24 protein-coding genes are annotated in these 24838 nt (G+C 64.5%); 12 read left to right on the top strand and 12 right to left on the bottom strand.

The annotated features are described in order from the left end of the window. The first annotated feature begins 6 nt into the window (after positions 1-6). Genes LWC34_RS29165 through LWC34_RS29150 form a run of 4 tightly spaced genes read left to right on the top strand, consistent with a single transcriptional unit; the run spans position 7 to position 6583 of the window. A complete protein-coding gene (locus LWC34_RS29165; RefSeq protein WP_037252704.1) occupies positions 7-369 on the top strand; it encodes a DUF742 domain-containing protein in 363 nt (120 codons plus the stop codon). Then, positions 347-952, top strand: coding sequence for a GTP-binding protein (locus tag LWC34_RS29160; RefSeq protein WP_233728291.1), 606 nt, complete (start codon positions 347-349; stop codon positions 950-952). The genes LWC34_RS29165 and LWC34_RS29160 overlap by 23 nt, the downstream gene beginning before the upstream one ends. A gap of 4 nt (positions 953-956) precedes the next feature. Further along, on the top strand, positions 957-3728 hold the full coding sequence (locus LWC34_RS29155; protein ID WP_233728290.1) for an AfsR/SARP family transcriptional regulator: 2772 nt from the start codon (positions 957-959) through the stop codon (positions 3726-3728). A 50-nt stretch (positions 3729-3778) separates the two neighbouring features. Next, positions 3779-6583, top strand: a complete 2805-nt coding sequence (locus tag LWC34_RS29150) for an AfsR/SARP family transcriptional regulator (RefSeq protein WP_233728289.1) — start codon at positions 3779-3781, stop codon at positions 6581-6583. Here the strand turns inward: LWC34_RS29150 and LWC34_RS29145 are convergent. Then, the gene (locus LWC34_RS29145) at positions 6580-7290 is read right to left on the bottom strand and encodes an AfsR/SARP family transcriptional regulator (RefSeq protein WP_233728288.1); all 711 of its coding nucleotides are present in this window, start codon (positions 7288-7290) and stop codon (positions 6580-6582) included. The two genes, LWC34_RS29150 and LWC34_RS29145, sit on opposite strands and share 4 nt — an antisense overlap. A 257-nt stretch (positions 7291-7547) precedes the next feature. On the opposite strand from LWC34_RS29145, the gene LWC34_RS29140 reads away from it, so the two are divergent. The 3 genes from LWC34_RS29140 to LWC34_RS29130 are packed head-to-tail and all read left to right on the top strand — an operon-like array spanning position 7548 to position 9660. Then, positions 7548-7979 carry a cytochrome P450 family protein gene (locus tag LWC34_RS29140; RefSeq protein ID WP_233728287.1) on the top strand — a complete coding sequence of 144 codons (432 nt, stop codon included), beginning with the start codon at positions 7548-7550 and terminating at the stop codon, positions 7977-7979. A 55-nt stretch (positions 7980-8034) separates the two neighbouring features. Then, positions 8035-8886: an IS5 family transposase gene (locus tag LWC34_RS29135; RefSeq protein ID WP_233723521.1), complete on the top strand. Its 852-nt coding sequence runs from the start codon at positions 8035-8037 to the stop codon at positions 8884-8886. Positions 8887-8946: 60 nt separating this feature from the next. After that, positions 8947-9660, top strand: a complete 714-nt coding sequence (locus LWC34_RS29130) for a cytochrome P450 (protein WP_233728286.1) — start codon at positions 8947-8949, stop codon at positions 9658-9660. Here the strand turns inward: LWC34_RS29130 and LWC34_RS29125 are convergent. The 3 genes from LWC34_RS29125 to LWC34_RS29115 all read right to left on the bottom strand — a co-directional run bounded on the left by LWC34_RS29125 (position 9621) and on the right by LWC34_RS29115 (position 11582). Further along, positions 9621-10811 (bottom strand): MFS transporter, encoded by a 1191-nt coding sequence (locus LWC34_RS29125; RefSeq protein ID WP_233728285.1) that lies wholly within the window; start codon positions 10809-10811, stop codon positions 9621-9623. The two genes, LWC34_RS29130 and LWC34_RS29125, sit on opposite strands and share 40 nt — an antisense overlap. A gap of 96 nt (positions 10812-10907) precedes the next feature. Further along, positions 10908-11135, bottom strand: a complete 228-nt coding sequence (locus tag LWC34_RS29120; RefSeq protein ID WP_233728284.1) for a VOC family protein — start codon at positions 11133-11135, stop codon at positions 10908-10910. 12 nt (positions 11136-11147) lie between these two features. Further along, complete coding sequence (locus LWC34_RS29115) at positions 11148-11582, bottom strand: YybH family protein (RefSeq protein ID WP_233728283.1); 435 nt, start codon at positions 11580-11582, stop codon at positions 11148-11150. Between the two features lie 109 nt (positions 11583-11691). Here LWC34_RS29115 and LWC34_RS29110 point away from each other — a divergent pair, with 109 nt between their 5' ends. Genes LWC34_RS29110 through LWC34_RS29100 form a run of 3 tightly spaced genes read left to right on the top strand, consistent with a single transcriptional unit; the run spans position 11692 to position 13652 of the window. Beyond that, positions 11692-12051 (top strand): YciI family protein, encoded by a 360-nt coding sequence (locus LWC34_RS29110; protein ID WP_233728282.1) that lies wholly within the window; start codon positions 11692-11694, stop codon positions 12049-12051. Next, the gene (locus LWC34_RS29105; RefSeq protein ID WP_233728281.1) at positions 12048-13229 is read left to right on the top strand and encodes an RNA polymerase sigma factor; all 1182 of its coding nucleotides are present in this window, start codon (positions 12048-12050) and stop codon (positions 13227-13229) included. The genes LWC34_RS29110 and LWC34_RS29105 overlap by 4 nt, the downstream gene beginning before the upstream one ends. Before the next feature lie 9 nt (positions 13230-13238). Continuing rightward, positions 13239-13652: a CoA-binding protein gene (locus LWC34_RS29100; RefSeq protein ID WP_233728280.1), complete on the top strand. Its 414-nt coding sequence runs from the start codon at positions 13239-13241 to the stop codon at positions 13650-13652. Positions 13653-13695: 43 nt separating this feature from the next. Here LWC34_RS29100 and LWC34_RS29095 read toward each other — a convergent pair whose 3' ends face one another. The 4 genes from LWC34_RS29095 to LWC34_RS29080 all read right to left on the bottom strand — a co-directional run bounded on the left by LWC34_RS29095 (position 13696) and on the right by LWC34_RS29080 (position 19466). After that, positions 13696-15957 carry an ATP-binding cassette domain-containing protein gene (locus LWC34_RS29095; RefSeq protein WP_233728279.1) on the bottom strand — a complete coding sequence of 754 codons (2262 nt, stop codon included), beginning with the start codon at positions 15955-15957 and terminating at the stop codon, positions 13696-13698. Positions 15958-16178: 221 nt separating this feature from the next. Beyond that, on the bottom strand, positions 16179-17207 hold the full coding sequence (locus LWC34_RS29090) for an NlpC/P60 family protein (RefSeq protein ID WP_233728278.1): 1029 nt from the start codon (positions 17205-17207) through the stop codon (positions 16179-16181). Between the two features lie 324 nt (positions 17208-17531). After that, positions 17532-18434 carry a shikimate dehydrogenase family protein gene (locus tag LWC34_RS29085; protein ID WP_233728277.1) on the bottom strand — a complete coding sequence of 301 codons (903 nt, stop codon included), beginning with the start codon at positions 18432-18434 and terminating at the stop codon, positions 17532-17534. Between the two features lie 240 nt (positions 18435-18674). Then, entirely contained in the window at positions 18675-19466 is a 792-nt protein-coding gene (locus tag LWC34_RS29080; protein WP_233728276.1) for an alpha/beta fold hydrolase, read from the bottom strand. Positions 19467-19681: 215 nt separating this feature from the next. Between LWC34_RS29080 and LWC34_RS29075 the strand changes: the two genes are divergently transcribed. After that, positions 19682-19990 (top strand): recombinase family protein, encoded by a 309-nt coding sequence (locus LWC34_RS29075; protein WP_250109455.1) that lies wholly within the window; start codon positions 19682-19684, stop codon positions 19988-19990. Here LWC34_RS29075 and LWC34_RS29070 read toward each other — a convergent pair. Continuing rightward, positions 19987-20790 (bottom strand): thioesterase family protein, encoded by an 804-nt coding sequence (locus LWC34_RS29070; RefSeq protein ID WP_233728274.1) that lies wholly within the window; start codon positions 20788-20790, stop codon positions 19987-19989. The two genes, LWC34_RS29075 and LWC34_RS29070, sit on opposite strands and share 4 nt — an antisense overlap. A 73-nt stretch (positions 20791-20863) precedes the next feature. Between LWC34_RS29070 and hypF the strand changes: the two genes are divergently transcribed. After that, complete coding sequence (gene hypF / locus LWC34_RS29065) at positions 20864-23044, top strand: carbamoyltransferase HypF (protein ID WP_233728921.1); 2181 nt, start codon at positions 20864-20866, stop codon at positions 23042-23044. A gap of 24 nt (positions 23045-23068) precedes the next feature. On the opposite strand, the gene LWC34_RS29060 is transcribed toward hypF, so the two are convergent. From LWC34_RS29060 to LWC34_RS29050, 3 genes are read right to left on the bottom strand one after another with little or no spacing between them, the layout of a single operon-like run. Then, positions 23069-23701 carry a DUF6084 family protein gene (locus tag LWC34_RS29060; protein WP_233728273.1) on the bottom strand — a complete coding sequence of 211 codons (633 nt, stop codon included), beginning with the start codon at positions 23699-23701 and terminating at the stop codon, positions 23069-23071. Position 23702: 1 nt separating this feature from the next. Then, the gene (locus tag LWC34_RS29055) at positions 23703-24299 is read right to left on the bottom strand and encodes a DUF5947 family protein (RefSeq protein ID WP_233728272.1); all 597 of its coding nucleotides are present in this window, start codon (positions 24297-24299) and stop codon (positions 23703-23705) included. Further along, positions 24296-24838, bottom strand: a complete 543-nt coding sequence (locus LWC34_RS29050; RefSeq protein WP_233728271.1) for a NifU family protein — start codon at positions 24836-24838, stop codon at positions 24296-24298. The genes LWC34_RS29055 and LWC34_RS29050 overlap by 4 nt, the downstream gene beginning before the upstream one ends.

Here is a 24838-nt window from a genome sequence, read left to right as displayed (position 1 = left end):
GAAGGCATGAGTGGTAGAGGAGACGATCCCGACGTTTCCTTGCTGCGCCCGTACTTGATGACTTCTGGGCGTACCAAACCCGTCGATCACACCATTGAGATCGAAGCACAGGTGATGACCAGCAATCTTGGCGCCACCTCGGTACAGAACCTGACGTTCGAGCGGCGCGACATCCTGGCGCTGTGCCGCAAGACGATGTCGGTCGCCGAGGTCGCCGCGATGCTCAAGCTGCACATCGGCGTCGCCAGGGTGCTCGTCGCCGACCTCGCCGCCCTCGGTTACGTCGTCGTCAGACGGCCGGAAACCGAAACCCCGCAGGACCTCCGCATGATCGAAAGGGTCATCCGTGGACTCGAAGCCATCCGCTGAACCGATGTCGGCCCCGCGCAAGCCGCCGACACCGGTCAAGATCGTCATCGCCGGTGGCTTCGGTGTCGGCAAGACCACCGCCGTCGCCTCCATCTCCGAGATCCCGCCGCTGCGCACCGAGGCCGTGATGACCTCGGCGGCCGCCGAGATCGACCGGACCGGGCACGTGCCGTCGAAGACGACGACAACCGTGGCGATGGACTTCGGCTGTATCACCATCGACGAGGACGTCAAGCTGTACCTGTTCGGCACGCCCGGCCAGGACCGGTTCGGTTTCATGTGGCACGACCTGGTGGTCGGCGCGCTGGGCGCGCTGGTCATCGTGGACACGCGTCGGCTCGACGACTGCTACCCGGCGGTCGACTACTTCGAGAAGGCCGGCGTGCCGTTCGTCGTGGCGGTGAACAAGTTCGACGGCATGCTCAACCACGACCTCAACGACGTGCGCTGGGCCTTGGCCGTGTCGGACGAAGTGCCGCTGGTGACGTTCGACGCCCGCGAGAAGCTGTCGGTCCGTGACGCACTGCTCGCGGTGCTGCGTAACACGTTCTCCAGGGCACAGGCTCGCACTGCCGCGACCTGAGCCGGTGAGATTCGCGGTTCTCGGGCCGCTGCGTGCCTGGCGCGAAGCAGCCGAGATCGACCTTGGGCCGCCGCAGCAACGTCTGCTGCTCGCGGTGCTGCTGGTCCGCGAAGGACGGCCGGTCGGTGTGGACACCTTGGTGGACCTGTTGTGGGAGAACGATCCGCCGGCCAGCGCGGTCAACGTGGTGCATCGGTACGTTGGCGCGCTGCGGCGATTGTTCGAACCTGGCCTGCCGCCACGGGCGCAGGGTTCGTGGTTGATCAGGCAAGCGGGTTCGTACCGGCTCGCGGTGACGGCCGAATCGTGCGATGTGGCCGAATACCGGGACCTCACCGCGAAGGCACGTGAACTCGCCGGTGCGGACGCTTTCCAGGCGTACGCGGCGGCTCTGCAGCTCTGGCACGGCCCGGCCGCGTACGGTCTGACCGCTCCGAGCCGAACGAAGTCGCTCTTCCTTGACCTGGACCACGATGGCTGCCGGACGGTGTGCGCGGCCGCCGATCTGGCACTGGAGATCGGGTGTGGCGCGGACATCGTCGCGGACTTGCGCCAGATGGCGCGGCTGGACGAGTACAACGAGGCCATCCAGACGCGGCTGGTCCGGGCGTTGGCCGCGGCAGGCAACCAGACGGCCGCGCTGAAGGCCTACGAATCCTTCCGCCGCAAGCTGGCCGACGACCTAGGCGTCGCTCCGGGACCGGAACTGACAGGCGCACAGCGTGCCGTGTTGTCCGCGCCACAGCCGGAAGCACGGCTTTCGGTCAAACCGGGAATCCGGCCCGCGCAGCTGCCATCGGACCTGCGTTCGTTCGCCGGGCGGCGCACCGAGCTGGACGAGCTGGACGGCCTGCGGTCACGTGGCGTTGTCGCGATCGACGGGATGCCCGGCTCTGGCAAGACCACACTGGCCGCGCACTGGGCGCACTCGATAGCCGACGAATTCCCCGACGGACAGCTGTACGTCAACATGCGCGGATTCGACGTCCGGCACGCCCAGCTGACTCCGGCCGAGGCGTTGCGCGGATTCCTCGGCGGGCTCGGCATTCCGCCGAACCAGATACCAGGGTCCATCGAAGCCCAGTCGGCGCTGTACCGCACCGCGTTGGCCGACCGGCGGGTGCTTGTCCTGATCGACAACGCCCGGCACGCGGACGACGTCCGGCCGTTGCTGCCCGCCGCGCGCGGTTGCCTTGCCGTCGTGACGAGTCGCAACCGGCTGGCCGGGTTCGACGCGATCACGTTGCACCCGCTGACCATGGCGGAGGCCAAGCAAACACTGGCGATGCGTCTTGGCCAGGACCGCGTGGACTCGCAGGCCGAGGCGGTCGAGGAGATCATCGCGCTGTGCGGGCGTCTTCCGCTCGCGCTGGCGATCGTGGCCGCTCGTGCCGTGGATTACCCGCACTTCCCGCTGAGCGCTGTGCTGACCAGGATCAAGCAGGCGAAAGGGACACTGCACGGCCTGAGCGGCGACGACTTGGACATGCACACCGCGTTCTCGTGGTCGTACCGGATCCTGAGCCAGGACGCGGCCAGGCTGTTCCGGCTGCTGTCGGTGCATTCAGGGCCCACGACATCCGTCGAGGCCGCGGCAAGCATCGCCGGGCTGCCGGTGTCGCAGGCCCTCGCGTTGCTCAACGAGTTGGCCCGTACGAGCTTCCTGACCGAACAGGAGCCCGGCCGATTCGGGGCACACGACCTGATCCGGACGTACGCGGGCGAACTGTGCGACGAAGCCGACTCCGATGACGAGCGGCGAGAGGCACTCGGCCGGTTGCTCGACTACTACCTGCACACGTCCTACCAGGCTTATCTGTTGATGGGCATGCCGAACGTGATCGCCGCCCCGGCACCTGCCCGCGCGGGTGCGGCCGTCGTGCACATCGCCGACCAGACCGCCGCACAGAACTGGTTCCGGGCCGAACAGCGCGCGATCGAACAGCTCGCGCGCACCGCCGCCGAGCACGATTTCCTGCCGTACACCTGGTACCTGGCTCTCACTCTGCAGAACCACTACCACCGCCAAGGCCGCGCCCATGACTGGCTGACCACGATGACCACCGGGCTGAACGCGGCCCGCCGGGCGGGCGACAAGCAGGCACAGGCCCGCACCCACCGCGCGGTCGCGGGCGCGTACTACCAACTTGAGCGGTACGAGCAGTCACTCGATCACCTCAAGCAGACCGAGCACCTGCTCATCGAACTCGGCGACACCGCTGCCCTGGCTTACGTGTACAGCAACTACGCACGGGTGGCCACCGAGATCAAGCGGTCCGATGAGGCGGTCGAGTACCACTGCAAAGCACTGGCCCTGTTCAGGCAGAACGGCGACCGCGAGGGCGAGGGAACCACGGCGGGGCTGCTGGCGCTGGCCCTTGCCGAGATCGGCGAGTTCGACGAGGCCATCCCGCTTGGCCGGCTGGCGATCGACATCCAAGAGGGCAACGCGGACCGGCACGCACTCGGGGGGAGCTGGGACATGCTGGGATGCGTGTACAGCTTCATGCGGGAGCACGAGCAGGCTGCCCAGTGCCTGCGGCGTGCGGTGGAGATCTACCAGGAGACCGACGCTCCCAACCACGTCGCCGACGCGTCGTGGCGGCTTGCCGACGCACTGCGTGCCCTCGGCAAGACCGACGAGGCGTTGTCCGCGTGGCAGACCGTGTCGGACCTGATCGATGAGCGGGACATGTTCATCACCGATGAGGCACGGGCTAGGCTCACCGACCTGATCGCCGCGGCGACAGCCGATCTTGGTCGCCTCAGCGGATGATGGCATGATTGCGCCGGGAGCAGACCTCTGGGGAGCAGGGAGAGGTGCTGGTGAGCCCAGCCGTCAGGTTCGCGCTGCTTGGGCCGTTACGGGCATGGCGTCACGGGGTTGAGATCGAACTGGGTCCACCCCAGCAGCGCTTGCTGTTGTCGATGCTTTTGGCGTACGCGGGCAAGCCGGTCAGCCTGGACACCCTGGTCGACCTGCTGTGGGAGGACGAACCGCCGTCCAGCGCGGTCAACGTCGTGCACCGCTACGTCGGCACCCTGCGGCGGCTGTTCGAGCCTGAGCTGCCCACCCGCGCCACTGGTTCGTGGCTGATCCGGGAGGCGGGCGCCTACCGCCTCGCGGTGGACGCCGAATCCTGCGACCTCATCGAATACCGCGAACACACCGCGAAAGCCCGCAAACTGGCGGAATCCGGCAATGCCGCCGAAGCGGTCTCCACGTACGTCCTGGCGTTGCGGCTGTGGCAGGGCCGGGTCGCGCACGGTGTCGCGGCGCCTGCCAGGGCCAAGGCGATCTTCCTCGACTTCGACCACGAGGGCTGCCGGGTGATCTGCGAGGCGGCCGACGTCGCGTTGCCGATCGGCCGGACCGCGGACGTGGTGCCGTATCTGCGCCTTGCCGTGTCGCTGGACGAGTACAACGAGGCCATGCAGGCACGGCTGATGCTGGCCTTGGCCGCCGCGGGCAACCAGGCGGCCGCGCTGCAGACTTTTGAGACGATCAGGGACAAACTGGCCAACGAGCTCGGCGTGGCCCCTGGTCCCGAGCTGACCGCGGCCTTCCGTAAGGTCCTGACGCCACAAACGGTCGAAGAGACGCCGCTGATCACGCCGATCGTCCAGCCCGCACAGCTACCGCCGGACCTGCCCGCGTTCGCCGGGCGGGAGGCCGAGCTCAAGCACCTGGAGTCGTTGCTGCCGCAGGCGTCGACCGGCCTGGTCACGGTCGCGATCGACGGGATGCCCGGTTCGGGCAAGACCACGCTCGCGGTGCACTGGGCGCACTCGGTGGCCGACCGGTTCCCGGATGGCCAGCTGTACGTCAACATGCGTGGTTTCGACCCGGATCACGTGCAGCTGACCGCCGCTGAGGCATTGCGCGGATTCCTTGACGCGCTTGGCATCGCGGCGAGCCGGATTCCGCCTTCGGTTGACGCGCAATCAGCGTTGTACCGCAGCGTGCTGTCCAACCGGCGGGTGCTCGTGCTGATCGACAACGCGCGCGAGATCACGGACATCCGGCCGTTGCTGCCTGGCGCCGCTGGCTGCCTGGTGATCGTGACCAGCCGCAACAGGCTTGGCGGACTGGTGGCTGCCGAGGGCGCGCAGGTGCTGACGCTGCACTCGTTGTCGGCCGAGGAGGCCAGGGAGACGCTGATTCGCAGGCTCGGCCGGGAGAAGGTGGAGACCGAGGCCGAAGCGGTCGAGGAGATCATCGCGTTGTGCGGGCGTCTTCCGCTGGCCTTGGCCATCGTGGCCGCGCGGGCCGCGGCCTATCCGCATTTCCCGCTCAGCGCGATCATCACCAAGCTCAAACAGGCGAAGGGGACGCTCCAGGGTTTCCGTGACGACGACGGCGAACTGGACGTGCACACGGCTTTCTCGTGGTCCTACCGGATTCTGAGTCCGGACGCGGCCAGGTTGTTCCGGCTGTTGTCGGTGCATATCGGTGTGGACACGTCCATCGAGGCCGCGGCCAGCATCGGCGGTTTGTCCGTGCCGCGCGCCCAGGCGTTGCTGGACGAACTGACCCGGATTCGGTTCCTCACCGAGCACGAGCCCGGCCGATATCTCTCGCATGACCTGATCCGGACGTACGCGATCGAGCAGCGTAGACAGTTCGACTCGGCCGAGGACCAACACGAAGCCCTCGGCCGGCTGCTCGACTACTACGTGCACGTGTCGTACCAGGCGTACCGGAGTTTGCCGCCGCACCAGATCTTCCCGCCGCCGCCACCGGCGCGCCCCGGCGTGACCACCAACAAGATCTCCGATCTCAAGGGCGCGCTGCACTGGTTCAACAACGAGCGGCACGTGATCCAGCTGCTGGTGAAAACCGCGGCGGAGCACGGTTTCCTGTCGGCAACGTGGTATCTGGCGATCACGATCCAGCATTACTACCAGCGCCGCGGCCTTGCGCACGACTGGGAGACGAGCACCCGGATCGCGTTGGACGCCGCGATCCAGGTCGGTGACACGTATGTGCTCTCGCGCGTGCACCGGAGCCTTGCGGGTGCGTACTACTTGTTGCAGCGCAACGAAGAAGCACTCGAGCACTTGAAGCGTACCGAGGAACTGCTCACTGAGCTCGGCAGTACGACCGATTTCGCGTACCTGTACAGCAACTACGGCACGGTGTACTCCGACCTCGGCCGGGAAGAGGAAGCTGTTTCCTACCACCGCAGGGCGCTTGTCCTCTACGAGGAAGCAGGCGACCGGAAGGGTGAGGCGATCTCACTGCACGCGATGGCGGTCGGCTTGTCCCTTTTGGACAACAACGTTGACGCCATCGGCCTCGTCAATCGGGCGATGGACATCTACAAGTCACTTGCCGACCGGCACGGCGAAGGCAACTGCTGGGAGTGCCTCGGTGTCATCCACAAGAACATGGGCGACACCGAACAGGCCGTGAACTGTCTGAAACGAGCGGTCGAGATCTACCACGAGGTGCACGCGCTCGCCGAAGCCGCGAACGTGCTGATCATGCTTGGCGACACCATGAACCACGCCGCCACCGCCACCAGGGAAGCGCTGTCCGCATGGCAAACCGCCTTGAGCATTTACGAGGAACTCCGGCTGCCGAGCGACGGGGTGCGCGCCCGGCTGAGTGAGTTCACCGACAACTAAGCCGATTCGAGGTAGACCTCTTCACCGGCGAGAACCATCGCCTGCAGGCGCCGCAAAGCCGGGTTGGGGTCGCGGATCTCGCGGTACAAACCGAGCGCCTCGGCCCTGCGGTCGCCGAGAGCGAGCGCCATCATCAGCAGCTCGATGAACACCTGGCGGTCCGGGTAGGACATCACGAGGTGCTCGAGGTTGGCGATCAGGTCGTGGTGCACGCCGCGCTGAAGCTTGATCCGGTACAGCTCTTCCAGTACCTGCAACCGGCGCTCGGCAAGGCGGCGTCGCTCCGAATCGGCCCACGGTCCCGGCACTTTCTGCAGCGCGTCGCCGCGCCACAGGGCAAGGGCCATGGTGAGTGCCTCTTCGGCCTCACTCGGGTTGCGGGCGGCTTTCCCGCGCCAGTAAAGGCGTTCGAAGCGGCCGACGTCGAGCTGGTCCTTCTCGACCCGCAGGACGTACCCGCTCGGCGCGGTCTCCAGTTCGGTCTTCAGTACCCGGCGCAGGCCGGAAATGTAGCTGTGCAGGTTGCTTGCCGCACTCGCCGGCTCAGGTTCGCCCCACACCGCACGGATGATCGCGTCCCGGGAAACGACCTGTCCGGCGTGGGACGCCAGCACGGCGAGCACTGCCCGTTGCCGCGCCGGGCCAAGGGGCAGCTCCTTGCCGTCTCGAAGGACCCTGACCGGTCCAAGGAGCTCGATAGCTGTCATGGCTAGAAGATTAGGGATCAAGTGTGGACAAAGAGTGAGTGCTTAGTTACCGAGTCAAAGAAAGGGTAAAACCCCTGATCAGACCCCGGTTTTCGGGTGCCGCGACCCGCTGTTGTTACCGCCCTTGGTCACACAGGTGCAGTCAGGTCACTTCGTGTCCGAACGGGTGACGTTTGGGACATGAACTCCTCTCACATGATGACAAGTGAGTTCCTACGGCGATGTAGTGAACAGTCACCGACACGTGGGGAGGGTTCATGATCAGGGCCGCAGACAGCAGATTCCGCACCAGATCGGCCGATCCGTCGACGTTCGGACTCGATTTGGCTGCCTTGGGGCGAAAGCACCCGACGGTGTTCGACGAACATATGGGAGCGCTCCTTGTGCTGCGCCACCAGGATGTTTCGGCAGCACTGCGCAACCACGACACGTTCAGTACGAGTTTCTACGGTGTGGGGCCAATGGCGTCGATGATGATTTCCCACAACGGCACGGAACACACACGCCAGCGCCGTATCCACAACCGCTTCTTCAGCCCAGCAGCCAGTGCACGCTACGCCGCCCGGGTCGTCCCCATCGCCGAGGGCACGTTCGAACGGCTCGTCGGACGCGATCGGGCCGACCTTGTCGAGGATGTGCTCGCGCGCTATCCGATGGAGGTTTTCCTTGACCTCTTAGAGGGCATCTGATCTTGGTTGGGGCGATATGTCTGTGTCGGGTGACGGCTGATACCTTGATCAACTTGTGGGGCCCCGGCGTGCGTACCGCAGCGACTTGTCCGATACTCGCTGGGCGTTGATCGAGCCAACGCTGACGGCGTGGCGTGCTGCCCGGCGTGGGCCGGGAACCGTGATGCGCGTGCATGACTTGCGGGAGATCGTGAACGCGATCCTGTACGTGTGCCGGACCGGGATCGCCTGGGAGTATCTGCCGCACGACTTCCCGCCCTGCAAGACGGTTTATGACTACTACGCCAAGTGGGAAGCCGATGGCACAACGGAAACGCTGCATGACCTGTTGCGTGACCAAGTCCGCGTCGCGAAAGGCCGCGCTGCTGCCCCGACGGCGGCGATCATCGACTCGCAGAGCGTGAAAACCTCCTGCAATGTCAGCGAATCCAGTCAGGGTATCGACGCGGGCAAGAAGATCAAGGGCCGCAAACGGCACATCGCCACCGATGTGCTCGGCCTGCTGCTGGCGGTAATCGTGACCGCGGCGTCGGTGCAGGATTCCGCTGGCGGGCAACAGGTTCTCGATCATCTCGCCGCTGCGCATCCGACCGTGTCGGCGGCATGGGTGGACGGCGGCTACAACAACACAGTCATCCGTCATGGAGCCCAGCGGGGTATCCGGGTTGAGGTCGTCAAACGCCCTTCTGCCAAGGGATTCCACGTGTTGCCCCGGCGGTGGGTAGTGGAGCGCAGTCTGGGCTGGCTGATGCAACACCGCCGACTCGCGCGCGACTACGAAGCCCTGCCCCAGCGGTCGCGCACGATGGTCCACTGGGCGATGACTAACATAATGAGCCGCACCCTGACCGGGGAATCCACCCAAACCTGGCGAAACGATCCACCCAAAGCAGACATTCTTGCCTAACTAAGATCAGATGCCCTCTTAGGGATCCCGAACGACCTCGGTGACCAAGGCCTGGAATGGGTGCGCAAGATCGTGGCGTGGACCGGCTCGCCAATGAACGAAGAACTCGCCGCGCCAGGACAACAAGCATTCGAAGAACTCAAGGCATACGCCGGGGAACTAGTTGGCAAACAACAGGTTAACTCGAGCGACAACCTGCTGGGCGAGATAGTCCATGCCCACCTGGAAGAAGGCGGTTTCTCGGTCGACGCCTGCACAGTGGCTGTGGTCAGCCTGCTGCTAGGCGGTTTGGAGACGACCATTCAGATGTTGTCGGCGACCGTGGCCTCCCTGCTGCTCAACCCTTCGGCGCTCGCGCGGGTTCAGTCGGACCGTGCTTCGCGCGATACCGCTGTGGATGAGGCGTTCCGATGGGCAAATCCGTCCGCGGGCCTGTACCGGCTGGTCACCTCGGACGTCCAGATCGGTGGGACAGACGTGAAAGCCGGTTCGATGGTGTACCTCTGTATAGCGGCGGCCCACTTCGACGAGCAGGCATACGCCCGGCCCGAGGTTTTCGACCTGGACCGGCAGGGCGGCCAGCACCTCGGTTTCGGCCTCGGCCCGCACTACTGCGTCGGAGCGCCCTTGGCACGTATCGAAGTCCGTGCCGCATTGGACGCCCTGCTGGACCGCTTCCCCCGCATCCGTCTAGAACGTCCATTGGACTTCCGCTACGGCGCACGAGGATTCGTTCAGCACGGGACAGAGGAACTGCCTGTCCTGCTGAACTGAAGGTGCCTCGCCAACGCCGCCAATCCCAACACGGCGACCAACCCGCAAACCCCGGGCCATCCAAAGAATGCGTAGGCCCGTGACCCGAGCCAGGACCCCGACGCGCCACCAATGAAGGCACACGTCATATAGGCGGTGCTCAACCGGCTGCGCGCGTCGGGCCGCAAGGCGAAGTTACGGACAACGTTGGCGATCATGCCCGACTGCATGGCGACATCAAGCACCAACGTCCCCATGGCGAGTGCCACCAAACCGAAAACCCCACCCACAGTCCCGCCAAGCATGACCACAGCCGAGACAAGGACGCCGATCATGCACACAAGGTTGACCGGATCCGGCCCCCGCCGATCAACCTGACGGCCCGCGTACGGCGACGTGATCATGGTCGCCACATTGACGAAGGCCAAGACGCCAACCGCATGCACCCCCAGCCCGTAGGTCGGGCCGGTCAGCAACAAGGCAACGCCCGTCCACACCGCTTGGAACGCACCAAATATCAGCATTTGATAGAAGCACGAACGCCTGAGTTCCGGCTCCTCACGCACAAGCCGTACCGACGCCCCAACCAACGCCAGGTACGTTTGCGTTTGCCTTGACGGCGGCGTGGTCTCCGGCAACACGAAAACCAACACCAGCGCCAAGGTCAGAGCGACTCCCGCAGCCACCAGATACGGCGCCCGCCAGGTCAACCACTCGCCCAGCACCCCACCGAATGCCCGCGACAGCAGCATTCCGCCGATCGACCCGCTCAGCAACGTGCCCGTCACCGCACCTTGCCTGTCCTGCGCAACCAATCCCGCCGCAATCGGCGTGATCGCAGGCGCAAGCACAGTCGTCACTCCGACAAGGACACTCGCACCGAACAGCGGCGGCAGGCTATCGGCCGAACTCGCCACCACCAGGCTCAGGCCGGTCAGCACCAGCAACGTCACAACCAAGGGCCGCAACGCAATCCGGTCCCCCAACGGCACGAGCAGGAAGATCCCGACCGCGTAACCCATCTGCGCCGCCGTGACCACGAGGACCGCCGAGTCCACCGGGATCCCCAAGCCGGAAGCCACCAACGGGCTGATCGCCTGCGGGAAGTAGAGGTTGCCCACCGCGACACCACAGGTCAGCGCCAGCAGTAAGACGACTCCCCGACCGATCACCGGCCAAGACAACCACCCATGGCCAGCCCCCAGCCAGCCATTTTTCCCAGCGTAGGCCTCGTGAGTGGTTAGCCGCGTTCTAACGCGCCTAACCACTCACGAGGCCGCCTCCACATCCTCAACCGGGAAGTTCAGGATGGTGAACGTAGCCGGGACATGGTCCTTCTTCGGACACACCAGCGTGTCCCGGTCACCGGCGATGTGCAGGGTCAGCATCCCGTTGGCCTCCGAGATCCGCAGACCGAGCACTTCACCGTAGAACCGCCTGGCCGCGTCGATGTCGTCGACGGAGAAACCACTGAAAGCCTTGGTGTTCTCGAACACGTTGCCTCCTCCTCACGGCTGAAGGTCGAGCGCGGCGCCGAACGTGCCGTCCATGTAGAACGGCGTCGAGCTGTGCTCGTGGGTGACCCGCCAGCCGCCGTCGATCTTGCGCAGGCAGACCGTCACCCGGAACCACAGGTCGAACGCCGCCGGGCTGCCGACCGGAGTCGCGGAAAGCCGGTGCAGGCTGTGGGTGTACGCCACGTCCTCGCCCGCGATCACTTCGAGGTCCCGGATCTCATACGAGACCGGGCCCGCGAAAGAAGCGAACCAGTTCGTCAAAGCCTTCGCGTCCAGCGGCGCGACGTTGCGCAGGGGCGGCGCGAGGTCGTACTTGACGATCTCCGGCGCGTACTGGCCGACGATCGCCGCGGCGTCGCCTGCGATCATCGCGGCCTGCTTGTCGAACGTGATCTGCCGGATGCGGGTCTCGTCCTGGCTGGTCATGATGTGTTTCCTCTCGCGAGTGAGTACCTTGCATCCGGGACGTAGAGACCGGGCTCGAGATTTCGACACAGGTTCTGAACGACGCGCGAGATTTTTCTGGGAGGCACGCGTGAAGTACTTGATCATGATCCAGATGAACCCGTCGGCCAGGGCGATGTGGGAAGGCATGACCGACGACCAGCGCGCCGAGGGCTACCAGATCCACAAGGAGATGGTGTCGAGGCTGGAAGCGTCGGGCGAGCTGGTCATCTCCGAGGCGCTCGGCGACATCTCGCTGAACAAGCGCCTCAACGTCCAAGACGGCGTCGTGACCACGACCGACGGCCCGTTCGCTGAGGTCAAGGAGTACCTCGCCGGTTTCTATCTCGTGGACTGCGAGAACATCGACCGGGCGATCGAGCACGCGGCCCGGCTGCCGGAGGCCGAGTTGGGCCTGGTCGAGGTGCGGCCGGTGATGGAGCTGCCGTGAACACGCTCCTCCGGGACCTCGCGCCGCAGGTGCTCGGCGCACTGGTCCGGAAGTTCGGCGACTTCGACACGTGCGAAGACGCCGTCCAAGAAGCATTGCTCGCCGCCTCGGTGCAGTGGCCGGAGCAGGGCATGCCGGAAAACCCGAAAAGCTGGCTGATCACGGTCGCCTCGCGCCGACGGATCGAGCTGTTGCGCAGCGACACCGCCCGTCAGCGTCGCGAAGAAACGGTCGCGGCAACAGCGCCCGCAGATCCGGCGCTGGTACCGGGCGTGGACGACTCACTGACCTTGTTCCTGTTGTGCTGTCACCCGTCGCTGACCGAGGCTTCGCAGGTCGCGCTGACCTTGCGCGCAGTCGGCGGGCTGACCACGGCGGAGATCGCGCGGGCCTACCTGGTGCCGGAAGCGACCTTGGCGCAACGAATCAGCCGCGCCAAGCAGAAGATCAAGGCCGCCGGAGCGTCGTTTCACGTTGCAGGCGACGTCGAAGCGGTCCTCAAAGTGCTCTACCTGATCTTCAACGAGGGCTACACGGCCAGTTCAGGCGAGTCGTTGCACCGGGTCGAGCTCAGCAGCGAAGCGATCCGCCTGGCGCGGCAACTGCGTGCGCAACTGCCGGACAACGGCGAGGTGACCGGTCTGCTGGCGTTGATGCTGCTCACCGACGCCCGCCGACCCGCACGAACCCGTAACGACGGCGCCTTGGTCCCGCTCACCGACCAGGACCGGACGTTGTGGGACGCAGCGACGATCAACGAAGGTGTGGCATTGATCAGCTCGACCTTGTCCACCTCAGAGCTCGGGCCCTACCAGGTCCAAGCCGCGATCGCCGCCGTGCACAGCGAGGCGCACAAGGCCGAGGACACCGACTGGCCACAGATCCTGGCGCTTTACGACGTACTCGACCGGATCGCCCCGGGCCCCATGGTCACCCTCAACCGGATCGTGGCCGTCGCGATGGTGCACGGTCCCGCGGCAGGTTTGGCGCAGTTGTCCACGGCCGAACAGGATCCGGCGCTGGCGGGACATCACCGGGTGCACGCCGTCCGCGCGCACCTGCTCGACCTCGATGGCGATTCGGACAACGCGCGCGCCGAGTACGAACTGGCCGCGCGGCGCACGCTGAGCCTGCCTGAGCAGCGTTACCTTCGATCACGGGCCGAGGGTCTGGCGTAGATTCTTGGTATGGAACCGTGGGCGCGGCCGGAGGACATCCGGTGGATCCTGGAGAACTGCCAGACCTGGGCGATCGTCGGCCTGTCCGACAATCCCGGCCGAGCCGCGCACGGCGTGGCGCGTTTCCTGCAGCAGAAAGGAAAACGCATCGTCCCTGTGCACCCGTCAGCGCAAACCGTGTGGGGTGAACAGGGTTACGCCACCCTCGCGGACATCCCGTTCGCCGTCGACTGCGTCGACGTCTTCCGGCGCTCGTCGCAAGCAGGCCAGTTCGCCGACGAGGCCGCGCAGATCGGCGCGAAAGCCGTCTGGTTCCAGCTGGACGTCATCGACGACGAAGCCTTCACCCGGGCAACCGAAGCCGGGCTGCGCATGGTGATGGACCGCTGCCCCGCCATCGAATGGCCACGTCACGGCTCGTGAGTGGTTAGCCACGTTCTAACCGTGCTAACCACTCACGAGGGATTCAGGCGACGTAGTCCTTGAGGTGCCGTGCGGTCAGCGAATCGCTGGTCGTGATCAGCTGCTCTGGCGTGCCGGTGAACACGACCCGGCCGCCGTCGTGACCGGCGCCAGGGCCGAGATCGATGATCCAGTCCGCGTGCGCCATCACGGCTTGGTGATGCTCGATCACGATGACGGTGTTGCCGTCGTCGACAAGCCGGTCGAGCAGGCCAAGCAACTGGTCGACGTCCGCGAGGTGCAGGCCGGTGGTGGGTTCGTCGAGCACGTACGTGCTTGCCTTCTCCCCCATGTAGATCGCCAGCTTCAGACGCTGCCGTTCACCACCGGACAATGTGGTCAGTGGCTGGCCGAGCCCGAGGTAGCCGAGTCCGACGTCGACCAGCCTTGCCAGAATCGCTTTCGCCGGGCCGGTCGTGAAGAACTCCCGCGCCTCGGTCACCGACATGGCTAGGACCTCGCTGATGTCCTTGCCGTTCAACTTGTATTCGAGAACCTTGGGCGTGAACCGCTTGCCCGCACAGTCTTCGCACACCGAGGCGACGCCAGCCATCATCGCCAGATCGGTGTAGACGAGCCCGATGCCCTTGCACTTCGGGCACGCGCCCTCGGAGTTCGCGCTGAACAAAGCGGGCTTGACGCCGTTGGCCTTCGCGAAAGCCGTCCGAATAGGATCAAGCAAACCGGTGTAGGTCGCCGGGTTGCTGCGCCGCGCCCCACGGATCGGCGACTGGTCAGCGACGCTCACGTCCTTGCGTGTCGACACCGAACCGTGGATCAGCGAACTCTTGCCCGACCCGGCGACACCGGTCACGACGGTCAGAACGCCGAGTGGGATGTCGACACTGACGTCCTTGAGGTTGTGCAACTTCGCGCCTGTGATGGACAACTGTCCCTTGGGCTGCCGGACGTTGTCCCGCAGCTTGATCTTGTGGTCAAGGTAGCGACCGGTCAACGTGCCAGACTCGCGCAATCCAGCCAGATCGCCCGCGTAACAGATCTGACCGCCATTGCTCCCGGCGCCAGGACCGAGGTCGACCACATGGTCGGCGACCGCGATCACCTCAGGCTTGTGCTCGACGACGAGAACAGTGTTTCCCTTGTCCCGCAGGCGAAGCAGCAGATCGTTCATCCGCTGGATGTCGTGCGGATGCAGCCCGATGGTCGGCTCATCGAACACATAGGTCACGTCCGTGAGACTGGAACCCAAGTGTCGCACCATTTTCACGCGCTGCGCCTCACCACCGGACAACGTGCCAGATTCCCGGTTGAGGCTCAGATAACCCAGCCCGATCTCGACCAAGGAGTCGAGGGTCTCCCGCAGGGTGTGCAGCATCGGCGCCACCGATTCGTCGGTGACGCCCTTGAGAAACTCGGCCAACTCGTTGATCTGCATGGACGAGCACTCAGCGATGTTGCGCCCATCGATCTTGGAGGCCAGCGCTTCCTGATTGAGCCGGGTCCCGTCGCAGAGCCCGCATGTCGTGAACGTGACCGCGCGATCCACGAACGCGCGGATGTTCGCCTGCATCGATTCGCGATCCTTGGTCAGGTACAACCGCTGCACCTTGGTGACAAGACCCTCGTAGGTCATGTTCGTCGTGCCGACCTTGACCTTGGTCGCCGGCTTGTACAGAAAGTCCTGCCACTCCTGCTCGGTGTAGTCGGCAAGGCGGACCTTCGGATTGACGAACCCGGCCAGCGCGAGGCTCTGCCAGTACCAACTGTCCACAGCGAACCCGGGGACAGTGATCGCGCCTTCGTTGAGGGACAGTGACTTGTCGACGAGCTCGTCGACATCGACAGCCGAAACCCGCCCCATGCCTTCACATTCCAGGCACATACCCTCAGGAAGGTTGAAACTGAAGGCGCCTGACGTACCCACGTACGGATCTCCCAAGCGGGAGAACACAATCCGCAGCATCGTGTACGCGTCGGTGGCGGTCCCGACGGTCGAACGGGAGTTCGCGCCCATCCGCTCCTGGTCGACCACGATCGCCGCACTGAGGTTGCGCAGAGCGTCCACATCCGGCCGGCCGACGTTGGGCATGAACGACTGGATGAACGCGGTGTAGGTCTCGTTGATCAGTCGCTGCGACTCGGCCGCGATCGTGCCGAAGACCAGCGAGGACTTACCGGAGCCGGAAACTCCGGTGAAGACGCTGAGCCTGCGCTTGGGGATGTCGACCGAGACGTCCTGAAGATTGTTCTCGCGCGCGCCCCGAACCTGGATAAGGCCGTGGCTGTCCGCAATGAGGTCCCCCATACCGACCCTTCTGATTGCTTACGCCGTAAAGAGACAGCGTAGCAGCACGTTGTCAAGCCCCCAAAAATCGACCGCTGACCTGCAGAAACCCAGAACTGTCGGCCCCCAGGAGTAACGTTAAAGCAAGGGCTCCCCTGGATGGCGGGATTTGTCGCGGAGGGCGGTCGAGACAGCAAAACGCCCCGCAGCCGTCAGGCCGCGGGGCGTTCGTGAAGTCAAGCTCAGCCGATGGGCCGCTTGGCGGCGAAGAAGTCCTTGCCGCCCTTCTCCATCGGCGCGGACAGCACGGGAATGCCGTAGTCCGAAGCGTGCACGATCATGCCCTTGCCGATGTACATCGTCACGTGGTGGATCGAAGCCGCACTGGAACCGTAGAACAACAGGTCACCAGGCATAAGCTCGTTCTTGGACACCGGACGGCCGACCTTGTACTGCTCACGGCTGGTGCGCGGGAGCTTGTAGCCGTGCTGCGCGTACGCCCACATCATCAGGCCGGAGCAGTCGAACACCGGCGGCTTGCTGCCGCCGAGCGCGTACCGGTCGCCGCGGCGGCTCAACGCCGAGGTCACGGCCTTGCCCGCGATGCTGTTGCCGGGCGCGTACGTGCCCTTGTCCAGTTCGCCTTGCAGGGCCGCGCGGTCAGCGGGCGACAGCTTGTCGAGCGACGAGATGATCTCGGCGATCTGCTTGTCCAGCTCGGTTTTCTTGACCTTGATCTCGTCAGCCAGCTTCGCGGCGGCGTCACGGGCCTCGGTCGCGGTCTTCTGGGCGTCAGCGCCCTTCTTCTCCGCGGCGGCCGCCTCGTTCACCGCACCGACCAGTTCCTTCAGGACGGTGTTGTTGTCCGTGGCCAGCACGTTCAACGCCGACGAGCGCGCGAGGAAGTCCTTGGCCGAGGTGCCGGTCAGCAGAGCTGACAGCTTGTCGAACCTGGCGCCGCGGAAGGAGGCCTTCGACAGCGTGTCCACCTGGCCACGGAAAGCGTCCTCTTTGACCTTGGCGTCGGCCTTCGCCTTGTTCGCCGTTTCGATGTCGCGGCCTGCCTGGGTGATCTCGGCCTGGCGCTTGTCGCGGTCCTCGACGGCCTTGAGGTAATCCTCGTTGACCGCCTTGGCCTGCGTGTTCAGTTCGCGGTACCGCGTCAGGGTCGGGGACTCCTGCTGTGCGTACGCCGGTACTGGCAGGGCTGCGCCGACAAGTGTGATCACGGCGGAGGCAACCATCGCCCCGCGCTTGAGTCTGCTCGACACGCGCGCGTGTCTCCTTCTCATCCGATCGAGCACCTGTTGGCCGTGACACGTCGGCCAAAGATCTCGGCAAGATTACGAAATCACTCAGCGTGAGTCCACAGTGGGTGCGCGAGACGCATTTCCACACCGGAAGCCGATAGAAAAAGCCCAGGTCAAAGGGGGATTTCACGGTGTCAATTCCTGGCGGCGGTTACCGGACAGCGGCAAAGTCCGGCGCCGATCAGCGGGACCAAGCAGCCACTTCCGGGAGCTCCGCCTAGACCACCGCGGCATCACGGGACGAAAGCATCGATTCCCTGGAGCTCGACCAAACCTCGGCAGCCATCACCGGACCGAAGCCGCCGCCTCCGCGAGCTCAGCCATCCTGGTCTCGGTCAATTCCACATGGAACACCGCGGCGATAACCTGTGCCCAGCCGTGAATGAAGTACCGCCACCCGTCGACGATCAGCAAATCGTCGGCGGCCTGCCGGTCACGCGCGATCGCCAGGAAGTCAAGGCTGCCCCGGTAATTGATCTCCCACACCATGGATCCCGGTGGAAAGCAGCAGTGTTCCGAAATCGGCGACCCTGGAGTGTCCTTGCCCATGCCGGTCGCGTTGACCACGAGGCTGCCTGGCGGCATCAGTTCGATCAGACCGTCAGCGGGACCGGTGACCTCCACCGTGTCCAAATGGGACGTGGAGATCCCGGCGCGCCGAAGCATCGCGCGCAACGCAGCGAGTTTCCGTCTGGACGTATCAGTACAGAAGATCCGCTTGGGACGATCCACTCTGTGCATCAGGTACCAGACGATCGCGGTACCCGCACCTCCTGTGCCGAGGCAGAGCAGTTCGCCGCCGGTGCGCCGGAAATGGTCCTGTGGAATGAATTCCTCCATCGCCAGACCGGCGGTGACGGCGTCGAGCGCGTGCCCGACCAATCTTCCGTCCTTTTTGGAAACAGAGGAGATCTCACGGAACCGTTGCGCGTCCGGGTCCACTTCATCGAAAAGGTCCGCGGCCGCGTTGTAGACAGCGAGCTTGTGCGTGGTGATCAGCGCACCGGGCATCGCGGGATCGTCGGCGATCCGCTTGACGACATCACGGTACTGGTCACGGTCCGCGTCGAGCGGTAAGTCGAAGCCGGTCAGCTCGCGCGTCGGCAAGCCGAGGATCTCCGCCCACTGCGGGAAGACCCGTCGGATCGACGACTCGCCGGTGCTGACCCCGACGAACCCCATGCTCACCGCTGAACCTCCTCGATCCATGACTGGCCGTGCCAAATGAACGTAGCAAAGCCCACCGACAGTACTGATGGTCCTCGCTCCGCTCGGACGGGCTTTTGTCGCTGGAAGCCAGCCATTTCCACACCGCCCCACGCAGCCGACACCGCTCAGTGCCTGCTCTCCTCTGTGGCCGGGGCGGCATCGGGCGTGTTGCGGTGCGTAAATGACCGGCGCGACAAAGCCAGGTGCCCGCGAAAGCGACTATCCCGTCAGGAAATCGTCGATCAGCGCGTTCACCTCATCGGGGTTCTCCAACCCAGCCAGGTGCGCGGTATCAGGCAGGACAACGAATTTCGCGCCAGGGATGGCATCGGCCATGGCCTTGGTCTCCGCGACAGGGAAAGTCGCGTCCTGCGCCCCGGCGACGACCAGTACCGGCACGCTGATCTGCTTGAACAGCGGCAACTGGTTCGGCCGTCGGGGAACGACACTGGTCACGGCCCGTCCCGTTGACCGGACATCAATCCGCCGGATCGCCTGGTCGATCCTGGCCACCACCTCGGGCCGTGAGCACCGGGTGGTCGGGCCGGTGAAAGCGTCCACAGCCGACTTCACGAGCGGGCCACGCATGCCGATCACCCGGGAGATGTGCCGGAGCAGTCCATATTCGATCTTCTGCGCGCGCGGCGCGGGCGATCCGGTGCAGTTCATCAGTACGGCACTGATCACGCGGGACGGGTAGTGCGCGGCCAGCGTGCCGCCGATCATCCCGCCCCACGAATTGCCGACAAAGTGAGCGCGTTCCGCGCCGATCCCGTCGAGGATTTGGGTTACGCAGCGCGCGCACTCGTCGAAAGTGAACAGTTCGGTCAGCGGGTCGCTCTGCCCGTGTCCCGGCGGGTCGACCAGAACGACTTGGTAACGGTCGGCGAAGTGCTTCTCCTGCGCGGTCCACATCGAGCCGTCCATCAACAGGCTCGACCAGAACACGATCGGGGTACCCGATCCGCTCACCTGGACGTGGATCCGGCCCAGGTCGGTGGAGATGTGCACATCCTCAAGGGTCCTCCAATCGGCGCAGGGTGACGCCAAGATCTTCTGGTCGCAATTTTCGTGTGTGAGCTGCGTCATGGACTGCAAATTGCAGCGTCTCCATGCTGACAACACAGCACAACCTGGAGCGAACCGTGGCTATCCGTGACCGTGTCATCCCCGTCGGGCAAACTTTGCGGGTTCAGGTCCTGCCCAGTGCTATCAAAAACGGGGCAGTGAAAAACGTCGGCAAGCCCCGTGTCTACGGCTACGTCTGGGGCCCGGCGGACAGCACTGTCCACTCAGAGAACCAGGACCTGCTCACCGCGTGGACCTTCGAGCAGGGCTGGATGTTGAGCAAGGTCTTCCACGACGACCATCCCGGCTTCGGCCCGGGGATGACGGAGCTGCTCGAAACCCTGCGGACCACCGACGTCCACGCGGTCGTCGTCCCGATCAGAGACAGGTACGCGAGGGCGATCGCCCGCCGGATCGAGCGTTCGGGAACGTCCTGTCTGGTCGTTCCCAACCAGATCCGCGCCTAACCCCGCGGCACGCGGACAGCAGCGAACTGGTTGGCCTGTGCGACAACCCGTCCGCTGCTGTCCCACGCGAACGCGGCCTCGTCCATCCGATTGTTGGTCACGTCGCTGGCGTTCAACTGGACCTGGACAGACCCGGGAGCGGGCAACCGCCTGATGTACGCCGACATCTGCAAAGTAGGCGCCCACCCAGGTGCGCCGAGTTCGAAAGACACCGGCGGAACGGGATCCAGCGCGACGAGCAGGCTCAACGGATCCCAATCCGACCCGTCAGCCAGCCGTTGCCACGTCGAGATCGACCCCGTCCGGGTCGGCTCGCCCATCGCCCACCCGGTCGTCGACGGATCGATCCGTGCCTCGACCACATCAAGGATCGGGACTTCGAACGTAGCGCCGGGCGGCTTGCCCGCGAACCGCACACAGTCCTGCTCGGCAAGCATTTCCGGCGCTTGGAAGTTGGTCCACCAAGGGTCGTTGTCGGTCAACGTGCCCTGGGTGATCAGAGCTTCGACGCACGGCTTGCCGTTCTGCGACAGCCGGGCACGCAACTGCGTCAAAGTACGGCTGGCCTGCAGGAATTCAACGTGCACGGTCGCCGGGCCGGGGTCGGGCGCCATCGGGAACGAGCCACTGATGGCCGTGAGGTGCGGGTGCTCGGACAACTCGGCCGCGGCACGGCCGAGCACAGCCAGCAGATAGCCGCCGTGCAGTTTGGTACCCACACTCCACTGCGCGTCCAGGTCGGCCTTGAACTCACCGTCGCCGACCTTTTCGACCGCCGTGGCCTCTTTGAAGGACCCCATGGCGACACACTGACAGCCTAACTTGTCAGTGTCAAGATTTCTCTCTGGGTACGAGTTCTACACTAACCAGGTGATCCGGCGTGATGTGCGCGTCGAAGGGGTCGTCCAAGGAGTCGGTTTCCGGCCCTTCGTGTACTCCCTGGCCACCGGCCTAGGCCTGGCCGGGCGAGTAGGCAATGACGTCAACGGCGTCTTCGTCGAGCTCGAAGGCCCACCGGCCCAGATCGACGAGTTCCTGACCACGCTACGCACCCAAGCGCCACCACTCGCCGAAATCGAGCGGGTAACCGTGACATCGGCCGAGGTCAAAGGCGACACGGAATTCACCATCGCAGCCAGCGAAACCGGCGGCCCACGGCGAACACTGATCAGCGCGGACAGCGCCACCTGTGCGGATTGTTTAGGCGAGATGTGGGACCCAGCGGATCGGCGCTACCGCTACCCATTCATCAACTGCACCAACTGCGGCCCACGGTTCACGATCATCCGTGACGTCCCCTACGACCGTCCGTTCACGACAATGGCCGGATTCGAGATGTGCGCCGAATGCGCGGTGGAGTACCACGATCCGGCCGACCGACGCTTCCACGCCCAGCCAACATGCTGCCCAGCCTGCGGCCCCAGCCTCACCTTCACCGGCCCACCCGGCGACCCGATCCAAGAATGCGCGAACCTGCTCAAAGCAGGCAAGATCGTGGCGATCAAAGGCTTAGGCGGCTACCACCTGTCCACACTCGCCACAGACCCCGACGCCACAGCGCGCCTCAGACACCGAAAACACCGTGAGGACAAGCCATTCGCGGTCATGGTCGCGGACATCGAAACCGCCCACGAACTGTGCCAATTCACCGACGACTCCTTATTGACCAGTCGCGCCAGGCCAATTGTCCTACTCCCCAAGCAGATCGAGCTCGCGCCAGCCGTCGCACCAGGAAATCGACACCTCGGGCTGATGCTCCCCTACACCCCGTTGCACCACTTGCTCATGGACGCGGTCGGCGCGCCAATCGTGCTCACAAGCGGGAACGTCTCAGATGAGCCGATCGCCTACAAGGACGAAGACGCCTTCGAGCGCCTGAAAGACATCGCGGATGCGTTCCTGACCCACGATCGTGCGATCCACATGCGAACCGACGACTCCGTGGTCCGCCCGAACGGCGTAGTCCGCCGTTCACGCGGCTATGTCCCAGAGCCCATCAGCATCTCGCGGGCACAACGGCCGATCCTCGCCTGCGGGGCCGAGCTGAAGAACACGTTCTGCCTGCTGCAGGATCGGCACGCATTCATGTCACACCACATCGGAGACTTGGAGAACTACGAGACCCTGAAGTCGTTCACCACCGGAATCGAGCATTTCAAGCGCCTGTTCGACATCCGGCCGGAAGTAGTCGCCCACGACCTGCACCCGGAATATCTGTCCACAAAGTACGCACTGGACCTGACCGATGTGGACCATCTAGGAATCCAGCACCACCATGCACACATCGCGTCCTGCCTGGCGGACAACGGTTTCAGCGACCCGGTGATAGGCGTGGCCTTCGACGGCCTTGGCTACGGAACAGACGGCACGATCTGGGGCGGCGAATTCCTCATCGCAGACCTGGCAAGGTTCGAACGCGTCGGCCACCTCGCCCCAATCCCAATGCCTGGTGGTACAGCGGCAATCAAGCAGCCATGGCGGATGGCAGCGGCCTACCTCGACGCGGCCCAGCTGACGGTCCCGTTGAAATGGGAGAACATCGTCAAAGTGGCCCGCAGTGGCGTGAACTCTCCGCTCACGTCCAGCGCGGGCCGACTGTTCGACGCCGTCTCCGCATTGCTAGGCGTACGCGAGACGGTGAACTACGAAGGCCAAGCCGCCATCGAACTCGAACAACTAGCCGACCCCGGCGAGAAAGGCCGCTATCAAGCGGAGATAGCGAACGGCATTGTGTCCGGTGTGGACCTGGTGAAGGCGGTGTCGGCGGACCTCGCGGCAGGAGTCGGCAAGGACATCATCGCCGCAAGGTTCCACAATGGAGTTGCCGGTGTGGTCGCGCGCGTCTGTGCACAGTTGAGAGACGAGCATGACCTGAACACTGTGGCGCTGTCGGGTGGCGTGTTCCAGAACCTCCTCTTGCTCAACAGAGTGAAGGAAATGTTGCAGGGAAAAAGCTTCCATGTGCTGACGCATTCAAGGGTGCCGACAAACGATGGTGGAATAAGCCTGGGGCAAGCAGTGATCGCCGCAAGAAAAGACCTCGTGAGTGGTTAGCAGGGTTAGAACACGGCTAACCACTCACGAGGGTGACCGGTCGAGCAGGGCGATCAGCGCGCTCTCCCACGTCGGCAGGGCGTGCCTGGTTTTGTACCGCCGCAACGAATCCAGGGTTTCCCGGTGCACCTTCAACCACGCGCTGTTCGGGAAATGCACATCTATCGACTCACGCCAAGCCTTCACTGGCAACGGATACGAGGTCTCCTTGCTCCAAGGTACCTGCTGTACCTGAAGTTTTCCGGTGGAAGAGGAGAAAACCGTGCCGCTGAACAACAACAGCAGCGGGATCGTGCCGTCCGTCAGGCCGTTGAAGTACTTCGTGGTCGCGATCTCCATGTCGTACGTGAGCGGCAGCAAAAGGTCCACAGTGGCACTTCCGGTGAAGCCGGGAACCATCACCGACAAGTTGGCCAGCTGCATGGGTTTGAGAGTGTCGGCCCACCGGTCCGGCGAGCCGAAGAGATCATGCAGGCTCTCCGCCTCCTCAGCCGAATAACGCCGCCGATGAGGTTCGACCCGGATCTGGCAGCGCAAAGCGATCGCGTCGATCCGCACGCCCGAAGTTTCCGTGATCCGAAGTTCCAGCGTCATGGACGGCGTGACAGCGTACCGCTCAACACGTACGCCAACGCAGTCGAACACGAGCTGGTCCACCTCACGCTCCCGCCTTCGAGCGGACATCGGCGAAGAACGCCTCAATCGCTGACAGAGCCTCGGTCCCGCCGTCAAAACCCTTCCAGTACAACCGAACCGTGCCTACAAGCTGATAGCACGCATCGATCGGCACGAGATAACACTCGACGGTCCCGGAAACCTCCCTGATCAAGATCGCCTCAACCTCTGGCCGCGCCGAGGCGAGCAACGGATGCGACGACGCCAGATCGGTCCACGCAGCCAAATCGAGCAAGCATTCGGTCGCACCCGCGGGGCTCGGGTAGAACGCCGCCAACCCGGTTTCACCGCGCAGGAAGAACGCCGTCCCCACCGGTATCCCCAACCCTTGCCATTCCCCCAAAGTGAGTGACGGGTCCGACAGATACCGCTCAGGCACGGCCCGGAACTTGCCTGTATCACTGCGTGTGAACAAAAGGAAGCATGGGCGGCACACGCACAGCAAAGCCCGGTGGTCGATATCGACCACATGGTTGTGCGAAGACGCGACGTCCACGCCACACATTTCGCACCGCTCAAGCGCTTGCTTCGGCGATGGCGACGGAGGCGGCGCGCCGACGAACTTGCGTAACGAAGTCACGACGCCTCGGCTCCGGTCGCGGGACACACCGTGCCCGGTGCGTGCCAGTCAGGCGGCGGTCCCATCCCGACCTGCAACAAGCCGGGCTGGGACACGCCGGCCACATCGATCCCGGCGACCTCGGGGGCAGCCGCCGTTATCGCTGTCTCGATCGCCATCTTCACGGTGATGGTCGACGAAGGGCAGCCATGGCAACTGCCCTCCAGCCGAAGCCGCACGATCCCACCGGAATCCACACCCAGGTAGTCGACACCGCCAGCGTGGGATCCCAGATACGGCCGCACCCGATCAAGGGCACGTTGGATTCGGGTGTCCACATCGACCGGATGCAGATCGTGCAGCAGCAACAGGCTTTCCACCAACTCGTCGCCGGCGAGCCGGTCGAGCAGGTCCGGATCGTTCTTCAGGATCTGCACGATCCTGCTCAGCCCGTCGCCGTACATCTCGACGAGCAACCGGACCAGCTCCTCGGCGATCTCCTTGTCCCTGCCGGGACGCAGTGAGTCCAGCAGTTGCTCGATCTTCTCCCCGATGGCCAT

The sequence above is a fragment of the Kibdelosporangium philippinense genome (assembly GCF_021390435.2).
Taxonomy (GTDB): Bacteria; Actinomycetota; Actinomycetes; order Mycobacteriales; family Pseudonocardiaceae; genus Kibdelosporangium; species Kibdelosporangium philippinense.
This window is presented reverse-complemented; position numbering and strand designations above follow the sequence as displayed.